Origin of the sequence: Streptomyces sp. NPDC052496, from assembly GCF_040679095.1 — a bacterium.
Lineage (GTDB): Bacteria > Actinomycetota > Actinomycetes > Streptomycetales > Streptomycetaceae > Streptomyces.
Genome location: NZ_JBFAUH010000010.1, coordinates 214,836 through 240,904, shown reverse-complemented (window position 1 = coordinate 240,904; position 26,069 = coordinate 214,836). Strand labels below are relative to the sequence as shown.

Sequence of the window (26,069 nt, the reverse complement as noted above, 5' to 3'; positions counted from 1 at the left end):
CCAACGCAACCGCTTCAGCCGTCCCAAGTCCCACTCCAAAGACGGGACACCAGACCACAGCAGCCCAGCCCTCTGAAGATCACCACTCCGTCACATGAGCGTCGGCTGCTGACGGCGTTCGATGACATTCTCGACTGATCGCCACACCTCCGCCGGGGAGCCACAGGGCCGGACGGCAGAATCTGCGGATAAGGGAGAAGGGGCGACCGGCGCCTGCCACGGACCGTGAAAGGTGCGCGCCAGGCGCCGGATCGTGCGGCCAGGTTGATTCCGCTTACCGCGCTGCCCCCGCCGCACGGCCTGAACCGTGCCGCCGACAGCAATCGGCAAACGCCAGCAGCGGCGTGCCTGCTACCGGGGCCGGAGGGCGTCCCGGGGACCGGGCCCCGGCGACACGCTCTGGTCAGAGGCCTCGGTCAATGAGGATGCCGGCGAAGCCGCGGCGCTGGAGCATTCCCGGTGGCGCAGAAATGCGAACGCGTTCGGCATCAACTCGGTCTCTCTCATGACCCTCGTGCTCCGCGCCCCACCACCGCGCCGGGTCAGGTGGAGCCAGCCGGGGTGTGTGCGGTCAATCAGCTCCAGCGCTGGTGCTTGATGCCGCCGTCGAAGCCGGCGTACACCTCCTCGGTGTTGACACCGATGGTCTTGCCGGTGGCCTTGTTGGTGAGACGCCAGCCCAGCGAATCCTTGGTCTCGCGCCACTTCTGGTTGTTGCCGCCGTTGCACGAGTGGGTGTAGACGGTGCCGTTCTTCCTGCTGTCCAAGCACCACCCGTCGGTCGAGTTCTTGAGGATGAAGGTCCCGTCGGCCTGCTTCGTCTCCCGCCAGTTGGTGATCCGCAGGTTGCACTTGTCTGTGCTGACCGTGTCGTGGATGGACGACAGGCAGTAGCCGGTGGCCTTGTTCTTCCACTGAACGGTCTTGGTGGCAGCGAAGGCCTGCCCCGAGCCTCCGACGACAAATGCCGGGGCGAGAACTGCCGCGGCCGCGACCGCACCTATCAGACGCTTCATAAAAGTCTTCCTCCTGGGTCTCTGAGCGACCCCGGCCGGCAGCGGCTGCTTTTCGGCGGGCCCACGGCGATGGGCGCCCGTTTCCCGCAGAGGACGCGGGCGCAGCCGCGCCCGTACGTGCTCAGACGCCGTCCGTGTGAGAAGACACCGGTCGGCGCTGGAAGTCTGATGAAAGCCCCGTTCGCCGCTACACCCGCACCACGGGCGCCCACGTGCACGTGTCCGCCCACTGCCGTGGTGGCCGTGGTCTATAGCGGTAATGCCAGCCTTAATGCCCACAAAGGCGCATCAAGACCATCGTCAGACTACCTCGCCATGATCATGCCGGGAAATCACAGAACAAGTACCTGACCGGCTTGTCACTGCTCGCTCGCATCATGCAAAGCGTGAGTGAGCACATCGAGGAACCCGCGCAGGTCCCGCCGTGGCGGCCTGAGGACGGACCCGAGCCGCGGGTGTGGTGCTGGGCGCCCGGCGACCGACCGGCCCTGCAGGTCCACGACGACGGCACCTGGAAGTACGCGCCGGTCATGGCGCGCCTGGACCACGCCGACCGCCGCACCGAACACCAGATCACCCACGCTCCAGACCAGCCGGGATCGGGGCACCGTGCACCGGGCGTACTGGTGGCCCCAGCCCGGCCTGCGCCACGCCCACGACAGCACTTGCGAGCAGCGTGGTGGCCGCCGTGCGGGCTGCCGGCATGGCCGGCGCGAGGGCAGTCAGGATGCGTTCGGTATTCGGATCACTGGCGGAACTCACCGCGGTCACTGCTCGGGCCCGTCGCGCGGGCTCGGAAGGCGAAGGAGGTGCAAGGTGATCAGGGCCTGAACAGGAAGTCCTTGGCACCGTCCAGAGTTGTGTGGGCCTGCTCCAGACGGCTCTGGCCGAAATGGTGCTGGCATGGACGAAGGCGGCTGCTGCCCTGCGCTCGCCGAGGCGCCGGCCAGGCCGGAGGCTCGGATGCTTCATCGCCATCGAGGTCGAGGTCGACGTCCGCGGGGAACAGGGGCCTTGAAGGCCGGGCGGCGTGAGCGGCCGGTCAGGACGGCGAGGTGGGTGTTCCGGCCGGCACTCATGTGCTGCCCCGCTGGACGTCCGTGATCGAGGAGCCTGCGGCAGTCCACCGGCTCTGCCGCCCGCAGCGACGGCAGTGTGATCCCCAGCGCCCCACGCGTCGCCGGCCAAGAGCGGCCGGCAGCGGCCGCGTGCACGGTTCACGTCCGGGTGGACAGTCGCGCGAGTGCCGCGTCGTAGCGTGCCTGGAGTTGCGCGTCGGCTGATACGCGCAGCAGTGCGCCGAGCGCCCGTACCGCGCCGTCGTCGTAGCCGGAGGACTCCGCTTCCCGGGCCGCCCGGTCGAGTTGCCTGATGCCCTCGGCTTTGTTGCCGAGGCCCAGCAGGGCCTCTCCTTTGACCATGAGCAGCAGTGTGCGGGGGATGTCGGTCGTATCCGGCCGGTCGTGGAGGGCCAGGGCCTGGGTCGCGGTGTCGAGGGCCTGGCGCCATTTGCCGGCGTCGGCCCAGTGGCGGGCGAGGTGTTGCAGGGCCAGTTTTTCGATGGTCCGGTCGTCGGCCTGGCGCGCCAGCTCCACCGCCCGTTCGCAGTCTTGTGCGGCCTGGTCCAGGCTGCCGAGTGCCGCTTGTGCCATGGCCAAAACGATCAGGGCGTTCGCCTCGGCCACCGCGTCACCGGCCCGGGAGGCGAGGGCGCAGGCGGCGCCCAGGTGGGTGAGCGCCTCCGGGATGCGCCCTTCCTCGATCAGGATCCAGCCGAGCACGTTGAGCACCCGTGACTCGCCGTGCTGGTCGGCGTCGGCCCGGGCCGCTTCGAGCGCGGTCTCAAGGAGCGGGGCCCAGCCGTCCCGCACACGCCACACGATCAGCGGCCACAGCGTCAGGACGATCCGCCAGGTCCTGCCGTGCAGTGCGGCGGCGTGCGCCGCGGCCACCGCCCGTGTCAGGTCGTCCCGCTCGGCCGCGTACCAGGCCACGGCGGCGGACCGGTCGCCGAACTCCCGTACGGCGGCGGGCGGCAGGTAGTCCTCGGGCAGCGAGAAGCACTCCTCGTTGCCGGGCTCGGCCGCGGCCACCGCCGCAAGGCCCGTGGCGATGTAGTGGTCGAGCACGCGCTTGAGCGCATCGGGCCCGGCGTCCAGGCTGCGTGCGTACAGCCGCACCAGATCGTGCATCGTCCAGCGGCCGGGCGCCGTCTCGGTGACGAGATGCGCGACGGCCAGCCGCTCCAGACCGGTCTCGGCGGCTGCTGGGTCCATGTCCGCCAGGGCCGCCGCGGCATACCGGTCGACGTGCGTGCCGGGGTGGCGGCCGAGATGGGCGAACAGGCGGGAGACGTGCCCAGGGAGTTGTTGCAGCGTCACCCGCAGCGCCGCTCGCACGCCGGTGTCCTCCACGTCCAGCAGGCTCAGCCGGCGCGTCTCGTCGGACAGCTCGGCGGCCATCGCGCCCAGCGGCCAGGCGGGCCGCTGGGCCAACCGGGCGGCCGCCACCCGCAGCGCCAGCGGCAGCCCGCCGCACAGCTCGGCCAGCCGTCGCGCAGCCACCGGCTCCGCGCGTACCCGGTCAGCGCCCAGGACCCCGGCCAGAAGCATCGTGCCGTCCCCTGGCCCGAGCACGTCCACGGCGACGGGCCGGGCGATGTCGGTGACGATCAGCCCCGGCAGCCGGTGTCTGCTGGTGACGACGGTGACGCAGCGGCGCCCGCCGGGCAGGAGCGGCCTGACCTGCTCGGAGTCCCGCGCATTGTCGAGCACCACAAGAAGCCGGCGGTCGGCGGCCAGCGACCGGAACAGCGCAGCCGCGCCGTTGACCGACTCCGGTATCCGCCCGTGCGCCACCCCCAGCGCCAGCAGGAACTCGCGCAGCACCTCCATGGCGGAAGGCTCGCCCGTGTCGCCGAAGCCGCGCAGGTCGGCGTAGAGCCGCCCGCCGGGGAACCCGGCACGGCTGTGGTGGGCCCAGTGCAGCACGAGCGCCGTCTTGCCCACCCCGGCGGGCCCGATGACCAGACAGACGGGCGCCTCGCCCACGACGGCCCGGGACACAGCGGCGAGCTCCGCCGCCCGCCCGTGGAAGCCGCGCGGCGCGCGCGGCAGCAGATCGGGCGCACCCGTGGGCGTAACGGCTTGTGCTCCAGCGGCAGGCGCGGCGGCGTCCGTCCCCGGGGCCGGGCGAGACCGGCCCAGACTCGCCAGGCGCTCCAGCTCCCCCGCGTCCTGCGGACTCAGGCGCAGGGCCGTGGCCAGAGCCTGCACGGTCCGGCGCTGCGGTCCCCGGGAGCGGCCCCGCTCCATGTCGCACAGGGCCCGCACGCTGATCCCCGCCGCCAGCGCCAGCTCCTCCTGCGTCAGCCCAGCGCTCCTGCGCAAACTGCGCACAAGCACACCGAAACCGCCGTCGGCCGGCGCACCCCTACCCATACTCACAGCCCCCACAACAACAGGACCCACAGAGCCCCACCACAACAGGGCCCACCGGTTGCGCACCCCACCCGCAAAAGTATGCAGCACGCGGTTTTGCGAGTAGACCTCCTGTTTTGCCGGTGCGGCCTCAGGTTGGCGTGGGGCACGGACGAAGAATCCGGCCACCACCGGACAGCCGACCACCGCACCCGCTGCCCACATGCGGTCCGTGTACCACGCTCACACCACCCAGCACCACGGTCGCGGCGGGTGACGTCGCGCCGTAGCCGGGCGTGGGCCCGGGCGGCAGCCCCGCTTCAGGCAAGGTTGCCGTCCCCGTCCCACCGGCCCGCGTCTGCCGGCCGGGGTCCGGCCGCGGGCTCGGGTGCGGGGACGGGGGCGAGGACGGGGACGGGGGCGGGGGCGGGTCGTCGAAGTCCGTGCCTAGGCCCCGCCGCGCTGCAGCTCCTCTTCCCTGTCCCTGTCCCTGTCTATCCAGCCAGGCTCCCAGCACCCACCGAGAACACGGGCGGCCTTCACCGCAGCGAACGGTGACGGACTGGCTCGGCTGCCCGGGCAGCCGGCCGGCACGCGCCACCATCACTGAGCGGGCCTGCTGCGCATACGAGTCCGCGTACGGCCTGTCGGGCGGCGGTGACCTTCACTGCGGCGCACACGACGTTGCCGTTGCCTCGCCGTCGCCGGCCTCCTGCACTGCACCTGGTACAGCATCATCGCCTCCGCCTCCGCCACCTGCGCCCTGCTGCCCGGCCTCACCGACGAGCAGGGGCCGGATCGACGCGGTCATGACCGCCCTGGACTTTCGGGTCGCGGAGGACCTCACCGGGGCCGACGGCACCGATCCCGCTGGCACCCAGATGTCCGGCGTCTCCTGCGACCCGGCACTGCCCGCAGGACGGACTGACCTGTGGGAGAGCCAAGTGCAATGGGGCCCGTCACGCGCGGACTTCAGTAAAGGACAGCGAGATCCGGGCCCGTACGGGCCGTATCCCGCAGTGCCCTGGACCTGATCCGGCAGTGGAAACCGGCGCCGGACCGCCAGGGGGCGCAGGGAAGGAGGCCGGCGCGGGTGTCCTCCCCAGTCATCGCCGGGCCGGTCCCAGTGATCCCGGGGCGCGCCTGCGCAAGCAGCTGCTGCCGCAACCGCTCCATGTCGGTCACGCCTTGCTCCTGCCGTGGCGGCCTGGCGCATCTGGCCGGCGGCCGGCATGTCGCTACAGCCGACGACCGCGCCCATCGCCCCACCATGCGGCATCTCTACCGCGCCCCATCGCTCATCGCCGCGGCGCGTCGCACGCAACGCACCCCCAGGTCAGCGAACGACAGTGGACCGGTCCGCCTCCAGGCCCAGGGTCGGTACGGGCTGACGCTGAGCGTGCTGACACACGGCACTGCGGCCGCGGGGGCGGTGTGCCGGCCGCGGATTCCCGGCCTCGGCGGCGTTGGGTCAGCGAACGGTCGTCCGCGCATCCGCCGCGGCGAGCGTGACGGACTTTCTGACGGTCTCCAGCGCCGCTGCCCTTTCCTGGTCGGTCATGCGGGTCGGCCCGTAGGTGACCACGGGGTCGAGGACCTGGTAGCCGACGAACTCCAGCATGCCGCGGTGGATGTGGAACAGGAAGTCGTCCACCGAGCCGAAGGCACCGCCGGGCCGGAACGACGCGCTGGATCCGCCGGTCGTGAACAGCAGCATCGCCCGCTTGCCGGCGAGCGCCGCGTCGCCGAAGAGCCCGTAGTCCCCGCCGAAGACACCGCCCATCACGAAGACCCGGTCCACCCAGCCCTTGAGGATGGCGGGCAGCGAGAACCACCACAACGGGAACGACAGCACGAGCAGGTCAGCGGCGAGCAGCCGACCGAGATGGGCCTGGACGGCCGCGTCGAGCGTCCCGTCCTTGACTGCGCGCCGCTGCTCGGCCTGCGGCTTGAAGTGGCCTTCCACCGGTGCGAACTCGTCCCGGGCGAGGACCGGGGCCCATGCCTCGGAGTAGAGGTCGAGGACGTCGACCCGGTATCCGGCATCGCGCAGGGCCTGCGCCGCGGTGGTCATCTGGGCGGTACTGAACGAACCGGGCTCGGGGTGAGCATGGACGATCAGAGCGGTGGGAGCAGCATCGAAGGTCGACATGACGGAATCATATCGACGTATTGCGATGCGTCAATCAGATGGTGGCGCCGATCGCCCGCGCCACCCGCACCAGCTGCTCCTCGTCGCGCCGATAGTGGGTCCACTTGCCCACCCGGGTGGAACGCACCAGTCCCGCCCGTTCGAGCGTGCTCATGTAGCTGGAGACCGTCGACTGCGCGAGTCCGGACTTCGCCTGGATGTGCGTGACGCACACACCGACCGACCGGCGGTCCGCTATCGGCTCGTACTCGCTGAAATGCGCCTCGGGATCCTTCAGCCACTGCATGATCTGCAAACGGGCAGGATTGCCGAGGGCCTTGAACACCTCGATGAGATCATCCGACCCCGACCCCGCCGTTGCAGCCATTGCGCCACCTCTCTCACCAGACACTCACTCCGATCCACCACGATATCTCGATATCTCATCCGCAGCGGCCGGACTTACGGCCGGCCCGTCCCCGAGCACCCCCGCCGCAGGCGGATGGACCCGGCCCTCCCGCCCCTCACGCCCCGGCCCCACAGCCGGACCGAAATGGACCGCGCTTCGTCAGGGCGCCGTCGGAGCTGTCGGAATGCCGGTGATCTCAACCTTGATGGGAAGGGAGTTGTCGGCTGGGTCAGTGTCCCCGTTGAACGGCTCGGGCACCGAGATCCGCCCCTCACCTCCGTCGACCCGACGGTCGATCCGCACCCGTAGGACGTTCCAGTTGACGTGGGAGCAGTAGATGTTCCCGTCCTCGTCATCCCGCGAGCAGTAGTCCACTTCGGAGGGCTTTTATTCCCGCACCTCTTGGGTGAGCTTGGCCAGTGAGGTGCCCGGAGGAAGTTTGATGCGCATCCGTGTCGGGCCCGGCCCCGGCGTGCCCTGGGGCTGCGGGACGTCCACCTCGACCTCTTCACCGATCCGGCCGCGGATCGTGAGGGCGCTCACGGACCAGTCCGCCGGCCCTTCGAACGCCTTCCAGCGGAAGCGCAGCTCGCCGCCGCGTTTGCCGGCGCTGAGGGTCGTTGGCTTCAGGCCGAGCGCGTCATCCGTGCCCTGGCGGTAGTGCGCCTTGTAGTCCGGGGTGTGCGATGGAGCACTGCCCAACGGCCACACGGCGTAGGTGTATGCCGCTTCGAGCTCGTGATACCGGGCGTTGATGCGCTTCGCGATCGGCTTGGTCGTCTCGAACGCGGCCCCCACGGGCACGGCGTCCGGGAACTCGCAGAACGCCGTGCGGTCGTCGTCCGAGTAGTAGCAGTTGCGGTGTGACGGGGCGGTGTCGTCAAACTCCGCGTTGGTGACCGACACCCGCAGGACGACGCCGCGGGAGGCCGGTTCGGGCCCGGTGTTCTTGAACGCGGGCGTCAGGAGGGGCAGTGGCGCAGCGTAGTCACCCACGACCACCTGCGGTTCATGGGTGCGGAGCGCGAACGACGCCTTCGGACCGGATTCGGGCCCCGCGGCACCGGATCCGAGCAGCACACCCCCCACGGTCGCCGCCGCGACCGCGGTGATCGCCACTGCCCACCTGCCCTTGCGCAATCCCACTGACGTCCGTCCCTTCGCCCGGCTGCTCATGTCAGGCTCGACATTGACACACCAAGAATCTGTCGAACCATGCAGGTCAGATGTCGAAACCGGTCAATGCTCCGAACCAGGTGGCTCAACTCGGCGACCACCGCGCGCGCCGACATCATTCCCGCCCCGATCCGGATGTCGTCTTCTGGCAGTGGTTCCCTGCCGCAGTAGAGGCCTTGGACGCCGAAGCCAAAGCAAAAGCCAAAGAGTTGGCGAGAAGGCAGCCGTGATGTCGTTCGTCGTGCGGCGGTTTATCGACCGGGGGCTGCTCATCATCCGAGCTGAGCGCGAACCCGGACGGCTCGGAACCCACTGCTGAAGCCCCGGTGACAGGTTGATGGCGCTCGTGAAGCGTCCGGCTTCTGCTCGTCAGTGACGCCAGACCCGCTCGGTAGGCCTTCCAGCCTCTTGCCGTGCCAGCCCGCTCCCTGAACCTGGCTCGGCGCGGGGCGCCCTTTGGGCCTCTTGTCCGGTGCGGTCTTTCGAGTCCGTGAGAGGCGCGAGAGCGGGTCGGCGGACTTCGAGGCAGTGTCTCGGCATCAGGCGCAGATCGGCCCGCAGGAGTAACAGGAAATACACCGCAGGGCCACCCTCGGGGCGTCGGGATCCGGCCATGTTCTTCACACCCGGAGGCGCGCCGCGCGTCCGGACCGAGCCACTGGTGGTTGCCGTACGGGTTCCCGGACGCACCCCGTTCAATTCTGTATCTGGTATGTCCAATTCCGCCGGGGAACGGTGAGGCACTTGGTGTGTACCGATTCGACAGGGGCACACAGCGATGATCCGACCGAAGGGACACCGCGGGATGAGCAACCGTACGCCGAACGCCACCCTGACTCCGTACAACGGTGCGGCCGGCCACTACACCTCGACGAAGCGACGTGACCCCGTCAAGCGTCTGTGGGAGGAGCCCGTCACCCGGGAGTTACTGTCCAAGGCCCTACGGTACGTGGGGCCGTTGGATACGACCCGGATCCTCGACGTGGGCAGCGGCGCGGGCGAGGGGGTCAACTTCCTGCTCGCGATGGAGGAGAACCTGTCCTGGCACAGCGCGGAGGGCCGGTACCGCTACTGCGGCCTCGACCTGGACGAGTCGCTGCTGGACACCGCCCGGGCACTCCACCGACGGCGCCCCGAAGTGAGTTTCGTCCATGCCGACATGCGGGAGTACATCCCCGACGAGCCCTACGACCTCTACTTCTCCAGCGGGGTGCCGTATTCGCATCTCGAACCCCGCGAGCTGAGGGACGTCCTCAGCAAGATCTTCACCGCTGTGCGGCGCAACCGTACCCGCTCCGTGGTGGTCGTGGACGTGCTGGGCCGGTACTCGATCGAATGGGCCGGCCTGTGGGACCGGCAGCGCTGGGACTACACGATGAGCTTCTTCCAGGGTGGTTCCGCGGAGGAGGCACCGGCGCCCACCGTCCCGATGACGTTCTGGGACGCGTGGGGGCTGCACAAGATCATCGACGAGGCCTGTGCGCAGGCCGGCCAGCACTACGAAGAGGTGTCCTTCCACGACCGTTCGATCATGGTCGGTCGGCACACGCAGACCAGGGAGTTCAACCCCGACATTCCGCCCTACCGGCTGCTGGTCAACCGACTGGAGCGCGGGGACGACACGGTCGAGCCCATGGACCTGCGGTTCCCGTATCTGCCGACGGGGACGGCCCCCGACCGCGTCCTGAACTTCTTCGACGCCTTCCAGGAGCAGTGGCAGGCAGTGCTGGAGACCGACTTCGGCCGGCTTCCCGAAGGGGTGGCGGCTTCGATGCTGGCCCGTGGGCTGCGCCGTCTCGAACACCGCATGGCGCCGGGGCTCGGTGTCGGGCATTCGCTGACGGCACTCGTCCATCTCGACGGTACGGAACCGGTTCGGAACGCACGATGACCGGTGGGGCGGCCGCCGCGCTGATCACCGATCTCGACGGCACGCTCGTCGACAGCGAAGCGCACTACCTGGCAACGGTACGGGCCGTCTTCACGTCGTACGGGGTTCGCCGCGTCGAGCGGGACGTCTATGCCCGCTGCACCGGGCTGAGCACCCGCGACATGCTCGTTCTGTTGCGTCGCCACTACCGCGTGCGCGCTCCCGTCGACGCCCTGATGGACGACATCGTCCGGGTGTACCGGTCGGGGCTGCCCGATCGGGTGCCGCTCTTCCCCGCAGCTGCCGCGCTGCTGCTGCAGGCCCACGCCGGCGGGCTGCCCACCGCCGTTGCCTCGGGTTCCCCCGCACGGATCGTCGCGGCGGTGCTTGAAGGGCACGGGCTGAGCCACGCCGTCGACGCCCAGGTGGCCGCCGAGGACGTACGCGCGGGAAAGCCCGCGCCGGATCTCTTTCTGCACGCGGCCCACTCATTGGGGGTCGCCCCGGAGCGATGCCTCGTCCTCGAAGACTCCGTGCCCGGCGTGGAGGCCGCGGCTCGGGCGGGGATGCGGTGTGTGGCCGTGCCGGATCCCGCGACGGCACACGCCCCCTCCGCATTCGCCTCGGCCGCACTCGTCCTCCCCCGGGACGACCTCGCGCGCGTCGGGGAACTGCTCGACTGCGGCACCGACACGCGGACGTACGTCAGGAATCAGGAAACCCCACGGCTCTCGGGAGCCGTACCCACCGGAGGTGGAAACCGGAGATGAGTACAGCACCTCGTCCGATGTCCCCCACGACGGAAACGGCAGGAACGACAGGAACGACAGGAACGGCACAATCGACAGGAACGGCAGGGCCTACAGGAATGACAGGGACCGCGCGAACGGCAGGATCGGCGGATGTGACGGGAGCCACGGGAGCCGGAGGCACCTTCGCGGATACGGCCACCAAGCCGGCCGGCGACAAGGTGGCCGCCTTCAACGACAGCCTGGGACGGTTACGCCGCTCGATGCGCCGATCGGTGTGGAACGAGGGCCCGCTGCCGCCTGGCCAGGACATGGCCTGGCAGACCTCCCTCGTCCACCGCGACCCCGACCCCGCGGTGACGCGGCTGACCGCGGCCGACTTCGGCTACCTGGGGGCCTCGCACGAACCCGCGCCGGAGCAGACCGCGTACTCCGGGCCGCACCGGCTGCTGACCGACGAGGGCGTAGCCCGGTTGCGCCGCGTCTGCGAAAACCTCGCCGACCGGGCGCCGGACGACGACTACATCGTCAGCCGCCGGGTGCGCAACGTCTTCGGTGCCTCCCGCTTCGTACGCGCCATGGTCAGTGACCCCGCTTTTCTCGGCCGGCTGTCCGCCATCGCGGGGCAGCCCCTCATCCCGCACCCGCTGACCACACCGTCGATCTGTGCCAACTACTTCGACACCCACGAGGTGTGCGTCGGCGACCGCAAGGAGCCGCAGACCGCCCGCTGGCACTACGACGGCATGACCTACGTCTTCGTGATGCAGCTGGCGGACCGGACGGAGTTCGCGAACGGCAGGCTGATGCTCTACCGCGGCACACGGGCGGACTTCGAGCAGGACCGGGAGGCGGTCGCCGAGCAGGGCAGCAGCCATCCGAAGGTCTTCGAGCCGCCGTTGGAGCGGGCTGGGGACACCGTCTACACCTTGGGCAGTTCGCTCTGGCACGCGGTGCAACCGGTGTCGTCCGGCGCACGGCTGAGCATCATCCTCTCCTTCTTCGCGCCCATGGAGCGGCGGGACAGCAACCCGTTCTGGCATCTGGCCGCCGAAGACGGCATCGTCGAGGCGCTCTCGGGATTCGCCAAACTCCGCAGGGCCCAGAGCGATCCCCTCGGCTACTGCGCTCGCACCGGCATCGACCTCACGCGCGTGATCGCTGAGGCGGAGCGAGCCGCGCCGCTGGTTTCGCCGCACTGACCGTCCCTCCCCCTCTCCAGAGCCTCCAGAGCCTCCAGTCTCCACAACCTCCGCAACAAGGAGCCGCCCTCCGATGCGTCGTCTCTCCTGGACCGGCGGGCCGCTGCCCGCGGCCGCGCTCATCGTCATGTGGAGTTCGGGATTCATCGGAGCGCGGCTGGGAACCGACACCGCGGACACGTTCACCGTCCTGATGTGGCGGTTCCTGCTGGTGACCGCGCTGGTGGTGCCGTGGTGGCTGCTCGTACGCCGCCGTCGGCACCACCTCACCGGCCGTGATGTCGCGGTCCAGGCACTGGTGGGTCTGCTCGCGCAAAGCATCTATCTGGTCAGCTCCGTCAAGGCCATCGAGTTGGGCGTCCCCACGGGGACGACCGCCCTGATCGAATCACTGCAACCGCTGTTCGCGGGTGTCCTGGTCGGCCCGCTGCTCAAGGAACGGGTGTCCGGGCCGCAGTGGGCCGGGCTCGTGCTCGGCCTCGTCGGCGTGGCCATGGTCATCGGCGACGGGCTGAGCCTGGCGAGCGGGCGGCCGGGATGGGTCTACGCCGTACCGTTCGTCGGCATGATCACGCTGACCGCCGCGACGCTCCTCCAGCGGGGGAAGGCCAGGACCGTGGCGCTGGCGGACTCGCTGACCATCCAGTGTTGCACCAGCGCCGTCCTGTTCGTGGTCCTGGGCGTCGCCACCGGCCACGCCCGGCCGCCACGGGACGGGGACTTCTGGCTGTCGCTGGCGTGGATGGTGGTCCTTGCGACCTTCGGCGGCTACGGCCTCTACTGGCTCAACCTCAAACACCGCTCGGTGACCCGGGTGAACAGCCTCATCTACCTCTGCCCGCCCACCACGGCGTTCTGGGCGTTCCTGATGTTCGGCGAGCCGGTCGGCCTCCTGGCCATCGCCGGCTTCGGCGTGAGCCTGGTCGCGGTACTGCTCGTCAACCGGGCCGAAGCGCCGGGTGACGCTGTCCCTGATACGTCGAAGAGACCGGGCGCGTCGGCCACCGCGCCCGGTGCGGGGGATCGCTCCCGGTCTGGGCCGGCGGCGCCACCGCCCAGTACGCACGGTGACTCGTAGGCCCGGGCGTTCCGGCCCGCGTGCAACAGCCATGCCAGTCCCCCCCCCCCGCCGCCCAGCGCTTCGGCAGGACCACGAAATATCGGAGCGGCACCCGAGGCCGGCCTCGACCACCATCGCGAGCAGATGCCTGCACTCACCGCACGAGCCGTCCGCCCGTGGCTCAGTGTCCGCCGCGAGGCTCGAAGCAGCCGGTCTCCAGAAACGGGCCGCTGACCTCAAGCTGGCTGCCGGAAGGCTTCACGGCGCCGTGCACGCAGGCGTCCTTACGCACCCGCAGGGCGAAGAGGGAGCCCTCGGGGGTGACCGGGGCGGTCTGGGTGAGGATGTGCCGTTCGCCCATGCCGCTCACGACGAGCGTCCCGGGCTGCAGGCCGTCGCCGGTTCGGTAGCCGAGGCGGAGCAGCGCCGCTCGCACGCTGTTCGGATCCCACGCATGGTCCGTCCGGAGACGTTTGAGGACGGGTTCGATGCGGGCGGCTTCTTTACGGGCGGCTTCTTCGCCGGCAGGAGTCATCTCGCGGGGGACTTTGAAGCCGTTGTTCTCGTGGTAGTGCGGGGCGCCGTCGTGGGAGTCGGGTTCCACATTGCCTCGTGCGGGAGCGAGGGCAGAAGGCGTGGGCGAAGGGCTCGGGCCGGAGGCGGTGCGCTGCTGGCCGCAGGCGGTCAGGGTCAGGACGGCGGCCAGGAGAATGCCCGCAGCAAGGGAACGGGATCGGAATATGTGCATGAAGAGGACTCTGCCACGGCGGTGGCATTTTGTTCACGAACTGCAGTGAGCCAGCCAACCGCCCGGTCGCTATCCGCCGTTCCTCACCTCGTCGCCCACCGGCAAACCATTCGACCGGGCGGTCCCTGCGGCGTCCCTCTCATCGGAACACACCAGCACCCGGCTGGACCGTGGCGCATCCACCCCGCGACCGGTGTACTGGCCGCGGTGCGCAGTCTCAGGTAACGCGCGGATCAGTGTTCTATAGGCCGCTCCTTCGGTGTTCCGTAAGCCTCTCCTTTCGGTGTTCCGCAAGCCTCTCCTCTTTCGGTGTTCCGTAAGCCTCTCGTTTCGGTGTTCCGTAGGCCTCTCCTTTCGGTGTCCTGGACCGCCGCGCTGTCTTTCCATTGGGGTGTCCAGCGACGTGTGGGCAGCCCGCCGGGGAGTCGGTTCGCTCCCCACTCCCCCACTCGGGCGGGTGTGAGAGACGGGAGCGGGGAAAACGGCCGATGGCAGGCACCCGTCAGCCGTTGCACCCCGCGCCTCGCCTCTCCGTCCTGCGGGGCACGTGTGCCCTTGCTGCCTTCGGCCGAGTCACTCCCGGCCCCGAGCCTGTGCCGGACGTTTCATCGCGTCGAGCGCGCCGGTGGGCCTATGCCAGGCTTGCCGCCTGGGCGGCGTTGTAGACGGCCTGCTCTTCGGCTCCGAAGTGGGTGGAGCTCATGTTGGGGCCTTGCACCCAGCCGAGGATGCCGATGATCTGGGCGGGGTCGTCGTAGCGGGAGAAGACGCCCACCTGGAGGCCCGCACCGGTGGTGGGGTCGAAGTTCTGCAGTAGGGCGCCGCCGCTGCAGCCGGGTGACTGCGCGCCGGCCATCACGTCGTTGTAGTAGACGGGGTCGTTGCGTGTGGTGCCCTGGGTGACCATGAGGCTGCGGCCGTCGAAGGTCCGCTGGAGTGGTGCGGACACGTTGCCGGGGCGGTAGTAGTTGCGTTCGTTGATGGTCGGGTAGCCGAAGATGTGGTTGGTCTGGTTCTGCGGCTGGTTGAAGCCGACCTCCTGGCCTCCGGTGACCTCGCCGATCGGGCGCGGGTCGTCGGGGTTGGCCACCAGGACCGCGGCCATGTCCCGTCCCAGCAGCCAGTCGGCGCTCTGGCTCCAGGTGTTGGTGATCCACTGGCGGGTCACTCCCCAGACCCCGTACGGGGCGATGTCCTTGCCGGGCAGCTTGGTGCCGGCGGGATCGCGGGGCAGATTCGTTCCGTTGAAGCCCGGTATGAAGACCATGTTGGTGGCGACGACGTTGCCGAAGCCCACATTGAGCGGGGTGTGGATGCGCAGGCAGTGGGCGGCGGTCAGTACGACGCTGCGGTTGGCGCTGTTGACGACGTTGCCGGAGCACGAGGACGTCGAGACGGCGCCGGTCTCCACGTCCGTGTACTCCATGAAGATCTTTCCGGCGGTGCGGGAGACCAGTCCTTGCTTGCGCGGCCACGGCTTGCTGAGGTCGTCCCAGCCTCCGGAGGGCGGGGTGGCGTCCTGGTTCTCGTTGTTGAGGCCGGCGTCGGCCATCTTCCCGAGGGTCCAGTACTCCACCTCGGCCCGGAGCCTTTTCTGGTAGTCGGGGCCGGCCGGGACCAGCGGGCTGAGCTCGAAGGCGGGAACCGCGGCTGCGCGTGCCGGGGGCGCCGTCGTGGTGAGCAGCGCGGCTACCAGTGTGAGCAGGCCGAGTACGGCGGTGATCACACGTCTGGACGGCATGGTGATGAGCAAGGCTCTCCCCTCCTGGGGCGGTCCGTGGAGACGGGTCCGATGGTGGATGGCCTGTGCGGCTACTTGCCCAGGCGGTGCTGCGTGGGGCGCTCCGGGCCGGGCCTCACGGGTTGGTGGTCACCTCGAAGCCCGCGCCGAAGACGCCGGCGGGGGCGGCACGGTCGCGGGTGCGCAGGTCGGCGAGGATATTGGCCGAGCTGGTGTACTCGAACGGCGGCAAGGACAAAGTGATGGCCTTGGTGATTCCGGCCCAGGGGCCGGAGGCTTGGAAGTTGTTGTCCTGGGAGGGAAGTTCGGTGCCCGGTACGTGCCAGATGGCCGGGCCGCCCGAGTCACCGGTCAGGTTCGCGGCCGCGGACCGGTAGATGCCGCCGGTGTTGTCCATGATGGTGCCGAACCACACGCCTGTCTGGCCCGACACGATGAGTTCGTTGTCGCCGGTGGCGAGCAGCCGTTCGGTGTCGAGTGCGGGGTGCGGGGCGTTCGGGCTGGCGGTCCCGCCGGGGACCTTCACCTCGCCGGTCTGCTTCAGGTAGGGGCCCTGCGAGGAGAGCGTCACCTGCGGAACGAGTTCGATGACCATGTAGTCCTTGGTCATGTGGCCGGTGTCCGAGCCCTCGGGGTCCTTGAAGTAGCGCACGTACCCGATCGGGCCGAATGCGGTGTCCGCCCGGTCGTACACGGGCGCGACGTTGTCGTGGATCTCGCGGTCCGCGTACGTACCCTCGGGGTCCTTGAGGCAGTGGCCCGCCGAAATGGCGATGCGGTGGCCGTACTTGTCCGTGCCCACGGCACCGATCGTGCAGAAGGCGAACGGCAGCGACGGGCTGAAAAGGATCTGCATCCCGTTGTGGACGCGTTTGCCCGCCTCGGCCCGGGCGGCGCCGATCGCCACGGTCCAGATGACCGTGAGGCTCAGCAGCAGAATGCCCAGTCGTCTGATCATGCGCGGAATCCTGTCTGTCGGGGCGGAAGGTCAGGCGGTGGCGAAGGCTGCTTCGAGCCGCGGGACGAAATCCACGAGGTCCTGTGCCCAGCAGCCGCTGGTGTGGCCGCCGTCGCACGCGGTGCCCCAGCCGGACCCGTCGCCGTAGTCCACGTAGTGCGCGGGGTGCCCGAGAGCGTCCAGACGCTCTTTGGCATGCTGCGACGCCGACTGCACCCAGAACTCGGGTTCGGCGGAATTGCCCTTGCCGTTGCCGGTGTAGATCGATACGCCCATTCCGGCCCGGGCCAGGACGTCCATGTGCGATACCGGGTCCGCCTCGTTCCAGCGCCAGTCGGCGCCCAGGATCGGGTACGGCGTGCCGAATACCGCGTCGCTGGACACCGGGGGCCCGAAATCGAGGCTGCAGGTGGGATTGGAACTGCCGCACAGCGGGGCGCCGATATTGGTGAGCGTCGCGACGACCGCCGCGCGCATGACGGCGTGGTTCATCGAGAGTTCGTTGGCACCGGAGAGCGTGGCGACCTGACTGAACAGATCAGGGTGCCGTTGGGCGTAGTGCAACGAGCCGAATCCCCCCATCGAAAGGCCGGCGACGGCCCGCCCCTTCTTGCTCGCGTCGGTGCGCAGGTTGGCGTCGATGAACGGGATCACCTGGCTTATGTGGAAGTTCTCCCAGTTCTGCGCGCCGGCGGCGGTGTCCTGGTCGAGCCAGTTGGCATACCAGCCCCGTCGGCCGCCGTCCGGAATGACGGTGATCATCGACTGCGCCGCGGTGAGAGCGGGATAGGCCAGGTTCGGATTGCCCGGGTCGTCGGATGCGCCGTGCAGGAAGTACAGCACCGGGTAACGCTTCTCGGGGTGGTCGGCGTAGTCGCGGGGCAGCAGGATCCGGATGCGGTGCTCACCGGCGACCTCGGGTGTGGTCACGGTGATGACGAAGTTGGTGGCGGAGCCGGTGGCACTGCCGACCTGGGTCAGACCGAAACCGTCGCTCATCTCCGGCGGGTTCGGGCCCGCTGCCTCGGCACGGGAGGAAGGCAGGCCCAGGAGCAGGAGGGCTGCGGCCGCGGCGACGACTGCTGCCTTGACGCGCAGGAGCCGGGCGGGCAGAGCTGGTCTCATCGGGTGTCCTTGGGGTGGGGTGGAGGCCGGGTCTTCTTGGGGTGGAGTGGAGGCGGGTGTCCTTGGGGTGAGGTGGAGGCCGTGAGCCCTCGGGGTGAGGTGGAGGCCATGCGTTCTTAGGGTGGGCTGGGCGTCAGGTGTTTTCGGGGCGAGTTGGGGCGCCAGATGTTCTCGGAGTGTCTGGGACGTCATGTGTGTGCGGGGCGGGCTGGGTGCCAGATGTCTTGGGAGCGGGTACGGCGTCAGATGTTCTCGGGGTGGGCTGGGCGCCAGACGTCCTCGGGAGCGGCGACGGTCATGGGGCGGGTGGTTCAGCCGGTCACCGGGAATCTCATCGCATCGCCGCGCGTGGCGCCATAGGCGCAAGTGGCGCAGTTGGGCCACTGGCGCGAGTGCGCTGGGCGCGCAGTAGGCTCCGAGGGCCGGGCAGGCCGGCACCGGTACGGCGAGGGGGAAGTCGTGCACGACGTGTTGGATCCGCACTCCGACCGCGGACGGGTCTACCGCTCCTTGGTCGGTCATCCGCACGAGTCCGCCGCACGGCTGGCGGCCCGGGCCGGCCTGAGCGAGAGCGCCATCCGGGCGGTGCTCGAGGAACTCGCCGCCGAGAACATCGTCGTCACGACGGCCCCCGGGGCCGCGGAGGCCACCTGGGAAGCGGCGCCGCCCACGCAGGTCGTCGAGGCGCTGCTGCGGCGCGACGACGCCCTGCGCATGGCGCTGCGGCAGGCTGGGACCAAGTTGGAACGGCTCTACCGTTTCGCCAGGAGGGACGCCGGCCACTACGGCGCGCTGGAAGTCGTCGAGGACCCCGCGCGCGTCCTGGCGGTCAGCCGACTGCTCCAGCAGTCGGCGCACGACCAGATCCGGGTCATCGACGTGCCGCCGTACTCCGGTACGTCCGAGCACTACCTGGAGCAGGAGACGCTGCAACGCGAACGCATGGCCGCCGGGGTCGTCTACCGTGCCATCTACCACAGCTCGGCCTTCGACGACCCCATCGCCTGGCCCAACATGGCCCGCATGATCGAAGCGGGAGAGCAGGCGCGAGCCCTGGACGACCCGCCCATGAAGCTGGCCCTGTGCGACAGCGATCTGGCGGTGGTCACCCTGGCCGCCGACGACCACTGCGGGGTCGTGTCCCTGCTGATCCGTCCGTCCAGCCTGTTCCAGGCGCTGTCCAACGTCTTCGAATCCCTGTGGAGACTCGCCGTTCCGGTCTCGGCAGCAGGCATCGGTACGCAGATCGACGCCCGGGACCGCCAGATCCTCACCCTCATGGCCAGCGGCGCCACCGACGACGCGATCGCCAGGCATCTGGGGGTGGGCCGTCGCACCGTCGTACGACGCGTCTCCGCGCTCCTGAACAGCCTGGGCGCCACCACCCGATTCCAGGCGGGGGTCCAGGCAGCGCGGCGCGGCTGGCTCTGAGGACACCGGCGCCCGGCCCGGCACGCGGCTGCCCGCATTGCCAGCCCTGTTGCCGGTGCCCTGAACCGGCGGTCAAGGAGGCGAGTCAGGAGAAGTCGGCCCCATGTTCGTCGGTGCGGGTAACTTCTGCGCGGACTCGTGGCCGAGGGCGTCGTACGTCATTCAGGGCTTTCAGGTGGTATCGAGGAAGGTGAGGTCGGTCAGGGGTCTGCGGGGAGGGGGCGATGATGTGTTGTGTGACACCGCCTACGACGCCGCGTACGGCTCCACCGACAACAGCGAACGCACCCCCGCCTCGGCGCCACCTTCTTCCACCACGGCCCTCTGGGCCTGGCCGGCCGGCCCACCCGCGGCACGGACACCGGATTCGTACGCGAGCCACGGGGCACCTCGGACTCCATGAATCGTGGAGGCGAGCCCCACTACCACCTCGCCGATACCCTCGGCCCCTACGGCCGCAGTCCCCGCGGCGTGGCCTGCGTAGCCGACAGCGAGCAGATCCCCAAGCCCTACCGGTTCGCCAGCGACTCTCAGGGCCCCACTGGCCTCTACCACCTCGGCACCCTGGCCGAACACGCTACTGGCGTGGCAGCCGGAGGCTACGGCGGTCCGGTTTCCGACTGCCATCGGTTACGGCTGGACAGAGCTCTCCTGACGGCATGACTGCACAAGAGGAGAACGAACGCTAGGCGGAGGATGACGCAAACATGCTCACAGTACTCATAGTGGCCGGCATCGTCGGCGTCATACTAGGAGCGTTCAGCGTGGTTCTCATGCAACGCAGAAGACGAAGACGTTGAAGGGCGATGGTCCCGAAGCAGAAGCACCGATACCCGTCGGCGAGCGTCTTGACCTGAACGGCGAAAGCAGCTCCCAGCTGGCGACCGACACCCCTCTGGAGACGAGACCGGCCCGAAGGCCAGCAGCTACGACTGCCGACCCACGGCACGGCTCGCACCGCCAACGCCGAACAGGCTCCCGGTCCTACCAGTTCCCCGGCGGCTATCTGGCCCCCACCGAGCAATGGCAGTCGGAGGCGGAGCGACGTCCGATCGTCTGGGACTCACCGGATCCGCCGCCGCGTACACCGTGGCAGTGACCGCCGTGGCGGTCTACGTCTGGCAGAGAGGGAAATGATATGCCCCGTCTCGGATGGACGCTGGAACAGCAAGCAGCTACCAAACGTTATTTCCTCTTCACCACCGTTCTTGCCGTCGTTGGCGTGGCTCTAGGGATTTTCCTCGGCTTCAGCGGCAACACCGGAGGGTGGCTCTTGTGCGGCCTCCTCTTCCTCATTTGGGCTACGTTTGCCGTCTTCGTGAAGTGGTCGAAAGCTGACCGGCCGTAGCTGCGCTTGTCTTCCGCGCGGCCCCGTAGGCAACGGAGCTGACGCAGAGACGGCGAGTGGTCGGCAGCTTCGCCTCTGGATACATCGATGTTGTTGGGATCGGCGCTACGTCCCGTGTTGTCCTGGCACGTCGGTGACCGGTGACACGCTGTGCGTGGTGCTTGAACGTGAGGGCCATCTAGCGAGGTGAGGGCCTTCTTGCTCAGTGGCGACGGTTCACAGTCAGCCCCACGACAGGGGCTCGCTGGGCCGGCTGCTACCGACGTCACGGCCACGCAGGGATGACGGGCCACCCCTCGGCCGCATCGCCGACGGTGGTGGGCGCCGTACCGGGGCCGTGCCAAGATGCGACACAACCGGGCGGGAACCGGCTGCACGCCTACCTGCACATCGCCCTGAAGGATCACAGTCGCCTTGCCTGCGCCCAAGACCTGTCCGACGAGTCCGCCGATGTCAAAGGCACCGAACAGCAGGCCCTGTTCCCGGCTGCCTGGTACCGCCCCCATCGGCACCATCGGCCGTATGCCAGCCAGCCGCGTCACCAACCTCCCCGAACGACACACCTAGCACAGCCTGTTCTCACAGTCCGGTCGATCCGGCAGGGCGCCGCGACCTGCCTGCCCAGGCGGTGTCTCCCGAACCGCCCGAGCTACGGCTCCCTCGCCGCTACGCCGGACGGGACCACCCCGCTGCCGTGCGCAGCGGTCCGCTACGGCCTGATGCAGGGCGCCCGGAGGGACTGCAGGAGGGGACGTCGCGGCTCTCTATCGTCGGCTGCCTGCCGTCGCGCTCGATGAGCCCGGTGCCTGCGGTGCGTCCGTCGGAACCGTGTGTTGCTGCGCCCAGGTCGTCCGGTACTTCACCATGGCGAGAACCATGACCACGGTGAGAAGCAGCGCACCACCGTCCGTCACCGCACTCGGGACGATTCCCCAGGTGCCGTACAGATCCGCCGCGGCGTCCCACATCGAAGGCGGAATTGCCCAGAAGCCGAGTCCCTGCGTGCAGTTCACGGCGAGTACGACCCACCACAGGGCTCGTGACCGGCTGCGCAGGGCCAGGATTCCTGCCGCGTTACCGAGAATGTAGAGACAACCGACGATCCGGAGTCCCGAAGTGAACCCAGGCGCGGAGGCAGCGGGATCAGCGCTTCCGCTGATTTGCATCATCATCTCCACCAGCTTGTTGTTGATGATGGCGAAGTTGTGCACGGCGGTGCCTACGGTGAAAATCACCGAGCACACCCCCACGGTGAGGCGCAGCTTCGGGGTGATGGATGTGGCGACCAGTTGCGTTCCGGTGCTCATGGTGGCCTTTCGGTAGGTCAGCTTGTTGCCGAATCGCCCGTAAGGACGCTTCTCGGCGCTGGTTGCCTGTTGGCCGGCACCGTCGCGCGCAGCAGGCGGTGGGGGAAGCGAGGCTGGCCAGGGACGTGTTGATCCGCCCTGCGACCACGGTGGAGGGGGGTCACGCACGAGCTCTACCGGAGGGCCACTGTCTGCCGGGCGCCTGGGACGCTCGGTTCTGAGGGTGCTCGATGTATTCGGGAGGCGATACGGTGGCGTATGCGGGACACTTCGCCGGGTGATCGTGATGCAGCCCGTACTGGAAATATACGCACCTGACGGCTTCGGTCTTTGGCCAGTCGCAGAGGTCGAGTCGTTCGGCTTCCTGGCTCTCAGCGGCGACCTTTCACCTGCTGAGGTCGAGACCGCGGTGATGCGCATCGCCAGCTGCAATGACCTCGCCCCCGACGGCGACCGTCCGCATCGTCCGGCTGACGCCCTTGGCTCGTTTCTTCACGGGCTGCTGACCTTCGACAGCCTCTTCGCGGCCGGCGGCCTGCGCGTCACCGACAACTCCACAGGCGTCACTTTCCTGCCTGGCTGCTGTGACGGACTGGGGGAATGGCGCGACTGGCATCAATTCGTCGACGGCGGCATGCTGCTCGGATTCGGCCACGACCCCCTGTCGCCGGTTGCGGAACGCTTCGGCGACACCGTCCGGCTCACCGTCAACGCCGATCAGAGTGACAGTCCGGTGATCGAGCTCTCCGTCACCCAGCTCCGCGATCTGCTCGCTGGTGCCGAGCGCGACTTGGCCGGCTTCCTCGCGCGGGCAGCCGACTGGGTCTCCAGGCACCTGCCTGACCACTGCGCTCCCGTCGTAGCCGCCCTCGCCCGCGTCCTCGACCTTCCCGCGCCGGTCGTATCACCGCAGCCGTAGGGCAGTGGGCTCAGCTTGCCCGGCCAAGAAGGCAGGGCCCTGGAGGGCCATGGCGTGCGACACGGTGAGCATGTGCCTGCCGAGCCGAGTCGTCGCGGGTGGCGGCTGCCCGGGTCCACCGTCGGCCGTCGACTTGTCCCCCGGTACGGAGGGGGCTGGGTACACCACTGACCGACCGGTTGCCCGGATGGTCCGGCAGGCATCGGACAACGAGGCTGACGGCATACGGATCCACCCAGCAAAAGGAACATCCTCTGTGTCCAGTTTCGAACCGTCGCGCCGCCGTATCGCCCGCACCGCTGCTGTCGGCGCTCTCGCCGCTGTGGTCTGTGCGACCGTCATGACCGGCAGTGCCGGAGCCATCGTCAACGGGTCGGACTCCACCCAGAGCTACCCGTTCATGGCGACCATTCCGGAGTCGGCCCCGGAACAGGGCGTGCTCGACGCGAACTGTGGCGCGTCACTGATCGACCGGCAGTGGGTGCTGACGGCGGCTCACTGCGTGCAGGGCGAGGGGCTCAAGCTGGAGGGCATCGTGCGGATCGGCAGCGGGCACCGCAAGTCCGGCGGTACTGTCCGCAAGATCGACCGGGCTTTCGTCCACCCCGGCTATGTGAACGGCGACAACAAGGCCGCCAACAAGAACGACATCGCGCTGGTACGCCTGGACCGCCCGGTCACCCAGCAGCCCATCAAGATCGCCAAGCAGGCTGGGCCGCCCGGGACACCGACCCGGCTCCTGGGGTACGGCACCACTGCCGACACCGGCTTCGCCTTCCCGGACCGGCTGCAGGAGCTGAACACCCGTAGGGGTGCCGTGTCCGAGTGCGCGCCCGGCTACGCGGATCGGACCCGGCTGTGCACGATCACCACCGTGCCCCAGGCCATGGCGTGCTTCGGGGACTCCGGCGGGCCGCAGGTGCAAAGGGGCCGGGGCGGCCGTTGGGAACTCATCGGCGTCACGTCGGGGCCCGGCGCCCCGAAGGTACCCTGCTCGCAGGGCCCCGGCCTCTACACCAGCGCGCCCGCCTACGCGAACTGGATCGGCACGACCATGCAGGCCAACAGCGCACCGCCGGCTGCGGCCAAGGGCTCCGACCTCGCGGAGACCGGCACGAACGACAGCACGCGGGTGATCGCCGGCGTGGCCGCCGCGCTGATCGTCGCCGGCGGCGGCACCGCCCTGGCAGTTCGCCGCCGCAAGACCCGTCACGCCGACTGAGCGAACCGCGAGCAGGGGTCCGCCCCTGGGCCGCCCTCCCGGCTGTTCGAGGACGACGCAGGCCGGCACGCCGCATAACCTCAGCTGGTGAGTGGTTTCTCGACGCATCGGCAGCGGGTGCACGACACCGAACTTTCGGCGCGCGCCCGCCATGCCAGTCTCCGTACCTGTGTGGTGATGTTCAGGCCGTACGGCTTCCGCGCGACCTATCACCACCTCTGCTGCAGCGCCCGGATCCCTGCGCAGCTGGATGCCGATCCGGCGTCACTGGTGCGAGCGGTCGAGGAGTTGGCGGCCGCTCGTGAGCTGTGGCTGGCGGAAGAATCGAGGTTCGTGGTCCGGCGTCGGGGCGAGAAGGCGCGTGGTCAGCGACGCCGGACCGAGGACGGCAGCTGGAGAGACCAGGGGCCGGGCCCGGAGGGCAGTCTCGCGTTCTGTCCCCACCCCGAAGCTCACCCCACCGAACCGCTTCCGACCGTCGTGAAACGCATCATGACCTCCAAGATCCCGGCAGCAGAGGTCGGCTCGGTGTGCCGGGCCTGCGGCAGCAGTGGCGCGACGACCAGCTGGCATACGGGCCATGACCTGCACATTCTCTGCGCGCGGTGCGGCGTCGGGCTCAGGTCGCAGCGGGCTGAGGCCGACCGCCTCGTCCTGGCGGCACGGGAAGACCGGTGGAGGAAGATCTGGCGCAGCAAAGCCTGATCGGGCCTCGAACCCGGACTCGTCTCCGCGGCGCTTCGTCGGCCCGTATCGCCGGCTGCCTCCCACCGGTCACATTTTTCGATCGCGATCCGTCAAGGCAGTGACAGCAGCAGGAAAGCTTGAAGGAGACAGTGATGGAAGCACGTCCGGTCATGGCTCAGATCCCGATGGCTCCGCGGATGGCCGAGGACCCCGGACAGTTGGTGCCCGAGCTGGCACAGGTGTCGGCGGCGCTGTTCGCGGTCACCAGCAACGGCTCGGTACCGCGTGCCACGATCAGCCTGGTGCAGCTGCGGGCCGGTCAGATCGTCGGCAGCACCTACCTGACCGTTCTGCACACGGGGTTCCTGCGCAAGGCCGGGGAGTCGGAGGAGCGCATCACGTCAGTCGCCTCCTGGCAGGACTCGCCGTACTTCACCGCTGCCGAGCGCGCCGCGCTGGCACTGGTGGAAGCCGTACTGCAGCCGTCCGCTGCCGGCGAAAGGGTCTCCGACGAGCTGTATGCCCAGGCAGCGGAGCTGTACGAGCCCAAGGCGCTTGCCACGCTGATGTTCGCGATCGGCCAGGTCAACTTCTTCATCGCCGTCGCACTCATCGCCAAGCCGGGGCCCGGCCGGTCGTTCACCGAGCCCTGGAATTGAACCGCAGCGGGTTGCGGGCGCCCCGGCCGTCCCACTGGCCGCCGTGACACGACGGGCATTCGCCCGAACTGCTGGGTGCGCCCAGCCGAACTCCGCCCCGCCAGCGTGCCGGGCGGAGTTCGGTGAGCAGGGAGCGGGGAGCAGGGCCGAGCCTCGTTCGAGGCCGGCTCAGGGCCGGTAGACGTACTCTGCCAGCGTCACGTGCTTCTTCCACCCCAGCGTCTCGTACAGCGCACGTCCGGCGTCCGTCGCGCCGAGAACGCCGAGGACCGCGCCCTCCTCCAGCGCCCGGTCGGCAAGCGTACGCATCACGAAGGCGCCCAGCCCACGCCTCCGATGGGCCTCCTCCGTCACCACCCGGTCCACGACCACGGCTTCCCCGAGGACCGCCATCTGCCCCTGGGCCGCAGGCTCACCCGCCGCGTCCATCACCCGCACATGAGTAACAGCCCCCACGGCCTCCACGTCCGCGGCGTACCCCTGTGGCACGGTCGGGTACGTGGCCATCAGGTCGACGGCCATCAGATGCCCGTCCTCCTCCCGTGCCCACCCCTGGGGCAGCCAGGAATCGGTCTCCCCCGGCTCCGCGGGCATCTTCATCCACGTGCGGGGCGCGGTCACCGAGGCGGCAGCGTCGCGGACCAGCGTCTCTTCGGTCCGAGGCAGGACATGGCGTCCCACTTCGTCGGGGCTGCCGTTCACCTCGACGTAGAGCCCCCAGGGCTGCGCGACCGGCGGGGGTGTCCGTCGGGACACAGCCCAGCCCGCCGCCCAAGTCCTGACCAGGTCCTCCACCATCCGGCCCTCCCGAAGCCGCGGCCGCGTCAACGGCCCGGTAATAGGCAACAGTTGGTATCACACATTACGTCACCGTGGAGTTCTCGGCGGCTGA

General features: G+C 69.2%; 20 protein-coding genes and 2 pseudogenes. 10 read left to right on the top strand and 12 right to left on the bottom strand.

All coding sequences use genetic code 11. The features are described 5' to 3' along the window. Positions 1-575: 575 nt before the first annotated feature. The 6 genes and pseudogenes from AB0L45_RS16435 to AB0L45_RS16410 form a co-directional block, all read right to left on the bottom strand. Positions 576-1,016, bottom strand: coding sequence for an RICIN domain-containing protein (locus AB0L45_RS16435; RefSeq protein ID WP_365840296.1), 441 nt, complete (start codon positions 1,014-1,016; stop codon positions 576-578). 1,217 nt (positions 1,017-2,233) lie between these two features. After that, positions 2,234-4,138: pseudogene (locus AB0L45_RS16430) on the bottom strand (NB-ARC domain-containing protein); the annotation flags it as partial. Positions 4,139-4,300: 162 nt separating this feature from the next. Then, positions 4,301-4,456, bottom strand: a pseudogene (locus AB0L45_RS16425) (helix-turn-helix transcriptional regulator); the annotation flags it as partial. Between the two features lie 1,450 nt (positions 4,457-5,906). Further along, a complete protein-coding gene (locus AB0L45_RS16420; protein WP_365840294.1) occupies positions 5,907-6,587 on the bottom strand; it encodes an NAD(P)H-dependent oxidoreductase in 681 nt (226 codons plus the stop codon). A 34-nt stretch (positions 6,588-6,621) separates the two neighbouring features. Beyond that, complete coding sequence (locus AB0L45_RS16415; RefSeq protein WP_365840292.1) at positions 6,622-6,954, bottom strand: metalloregulator ArsR/SmtB family transcription factor; 333 nt, start codon at positions 6,952-6,954, stop codon at positions 6,622-6,624. A gap of 408 nt (positions 6,955-7,362) precedes the next feature. Next, entirely contained in the window at positions 7,363-8,094 is a 732-nt protein-coding gene (locus AB0L45_RS16410; protein WP_365840290.1) for a hypothetical protein, read from the bottom strand. Positions 8,095-8,201: 107 nt separating this feature from the next. Between AB0L45_RS16410 and AB0L45_RS16405 the strand changes: the two genes are divergently transcribed. From AB0L45_RS16405 to AB0L45_RS16385, 5 genes are all read left to right on the top strand, one after another. Continuing rightward, entirely contained in the window at positions 8,202-8,381 is a 180-nt protein-coding gene (locus AB0L45_RS16405; protein ID WP_365840288.1) for a hypothetical protein, read from the top strand. A 575-nt stretch (positions 8,382-8,956) separates the two neighbouring features. Next, a complete protein-coding gene (locus AB0L45_RS16400; RefSeq protein WP_365840285.1) occupies positions 8,957-10,042 on the top strand; it encodes a class I SAM-dependent methyltransferase in 1,086 nt (361 codons plus the stop codon). Then, the gene (locus AB0L45_RS16395; protein ID WP_365840283.1) at positions 10,039-10,791 is read left to right on the top strand and encodes an HAD family phosphatase; all 753 of its coding nucleotides are present in this window, start codon (positions 10,039-10,041) and stop codon (positions 10,789-10,791) included. The genes AB0L45_RS16400 and AB0L45_RS16395 overlap by 4 nt, the downstream gene beginning before the upstream one ends. Positions 10,792-10,925: 134 nt before the next feature. Continuing rightward, entirely contained in the window at positions 10,926-11,972 is a 1,047-nt protein-coding gene (locus tag AB0L45_RS16390; protein ID WP_365840281.1) for a hypothetical protein, read from the top strand. A gap of 73 nt (positions 11,973-12,045) precedes the next feature. Further along, positions 12,046-13,050 carry a DMT family transporter gene (locus tag AB0L45_RS16385; RefSeq protein ID WP_365840279.1) on the top strand — a complete coding sequence of 335 codons (1,005 nt, stop codon included), beginning with the start codon at positions 12,046-12,048 and terminating at the stop codon, positions 13,048-13,050. 163 nt (positions 13,051-13,213) lie between these two features. Here AB0L45_RS16385 and AB0L45_RS16380 read toward each other — a convergent pair whose 3' ends face one another. The 4 genes from AB0L45_RS16380 to AB0L45_RS16365 form a co-directional block, all read right to left on the bottom strand. After that, the gene (locus tag AB0L45_RS16380) at positions 13,214-13,780 is read right to left on the bottom strand and encodes a hypothetical protein (protein ID WP_365840277.1); all 567 of its coding nucleotides are present in this window, start codon (positions 13,778-13,780) and stop codon (positions 13,214-13,216) included. Positions 13,781-14,411: 631 nt separating this feature from the next. After that, a complete protein-coding gene (locus AB0L45_RS16375) occupies positions 14,412-15,521 on the bottom strand; it encodes a hypothetical protein (protein ID WP_365840275.1) in 1,110 nt (369 codons plus the stop codon). 115 nt (positions 15,522-15,636) lie between these two features. Next, positions 15,637-16,479 (bottom strand): hypothetical protein, encoded by an 843-nt coding sequence (locus AB0L45_RS16370; RefSeq protein WP_365840273.1) that lies wholly within the window; start codon positions 16,477-16,479, stop codon positions 15,637-15,639. A 30-nt stretch (positions 16,480-16,509) separates the two neighbouring features. Next, positions 16,510-17,604: an alpha/beta hydrolase-fold protein gene (locus AB0L45_RS16365; RefSeq protein ID WP_365840271.1), complete on the bottom strand. Its 1,095-nt coding sequence runs from the start codon at positions 17,602-17,604 to the stop codon at positions 16,510-16,512. Between the two features lie 459 nt (positions 17,605-18,063). Between AB0L45_RS16365 and AB0L45_RS16360 the strand changes: the two genes are divergently transcribed. Further along, a complete protein-coding gene (locus AB0L45_RS16360; protein WP_365840269.1) occupies positions 18,064-19,035 on the top strand; it encodes a LuxR C-terminal-related transcriptional regulator in 972 nt (323 codons plus the stop codon). Positions 19,036-21,147: 2,112 nt separating this feature from the next. Here the strand turns inward: AB0L45_RS16360 and AB0L45_RS16355 are convergent. Then, entirely contained in the window at positions 21,148-21,690 is a 543-nt protein-coding gene (locus tag AB0L45_RS16355; RefSeq protein ID WP_365840268.1) for a hypothetical protein, read from the bottom strand. A 286-nt stretch (positions 21,691-21,976) separates the two neighbouring features. Here AB0L45_RS16355 and AB0L45_RS16350 point away from each other — a divergent pair, with 286 nt between their 5' ends. The 4 genes from AB0L45_RS16350 to AB0L45_RS16335 all read left to right on the top strand — a co-directional run bounded on the left by AB0L45_RS16350 (position 21,977) and on the right by AB0L45_RS16335 (position 25,177). Next, positions 21,977-22,609 (top strand): hypothetical protein, encoded by a 633-nt coding sequence (locus tag AB0L45_RS16350; RefSeq protein WP_365840314.1) that lies wholly within the window; start codon positions 21,977-21,979, stop codon positions 22,607-22,609. A gap of 256 nt (positions 22,610-22,865) precedes the next feature. Then, entirely contained in the window at positions 22,866-23,831 is a 966-nt protein-coding gene (locus AB0L45_RS16345) for a trypsin-like serine protease (protein ID WP_365840266.1), read from the top strand. A gap of 87 nt (positions 23,832-23,918) precedes the next feature. Continuing rightward, positions 23,919-24,536: a hypothetical protein gene (locus tag AB0L45_RS16340; RefSeq protein ID WP_365840264.1), complete on the top strand. Its 618-nt coding sequence runs from the start codon at positions 23,919-23,921 to the stop codon at positions 24,534-24,536. A gap of 134 nt (positions 24,537-24,670) precedes the next feature. Further along, positions 24,671-25,177: a carboxymuconolactone decarboxylase family protein gene (locus AB0L45_RS16335; RefSeq protein ID WP_365840262.1), complete on the top strand. Its 507-nt coding sequence runs from the start codon at positions 24,671-24,673 to the stop codon at positions 25,175-25,177. 168 nt (positions 25,178-25,345) lie between these two features. Here AB0L45_RS16335 and AB0L45_RS16330 read toward each other — a convergent pair whose 3' ends face one another. Beyond that, complete coding sequence (locus AB0L45_RS16330; RefSeq protein WP_365840260.1) at positions 25,346-25,975, bottom strand: GNAT family N-acetyltransferase; 630 nt, start codon at positions 25,973-25,975, stop codon at positions 25,346-25,348. Between the last annotated feature and the right edge of the window lie 94 nt (positions 25,976-26,069).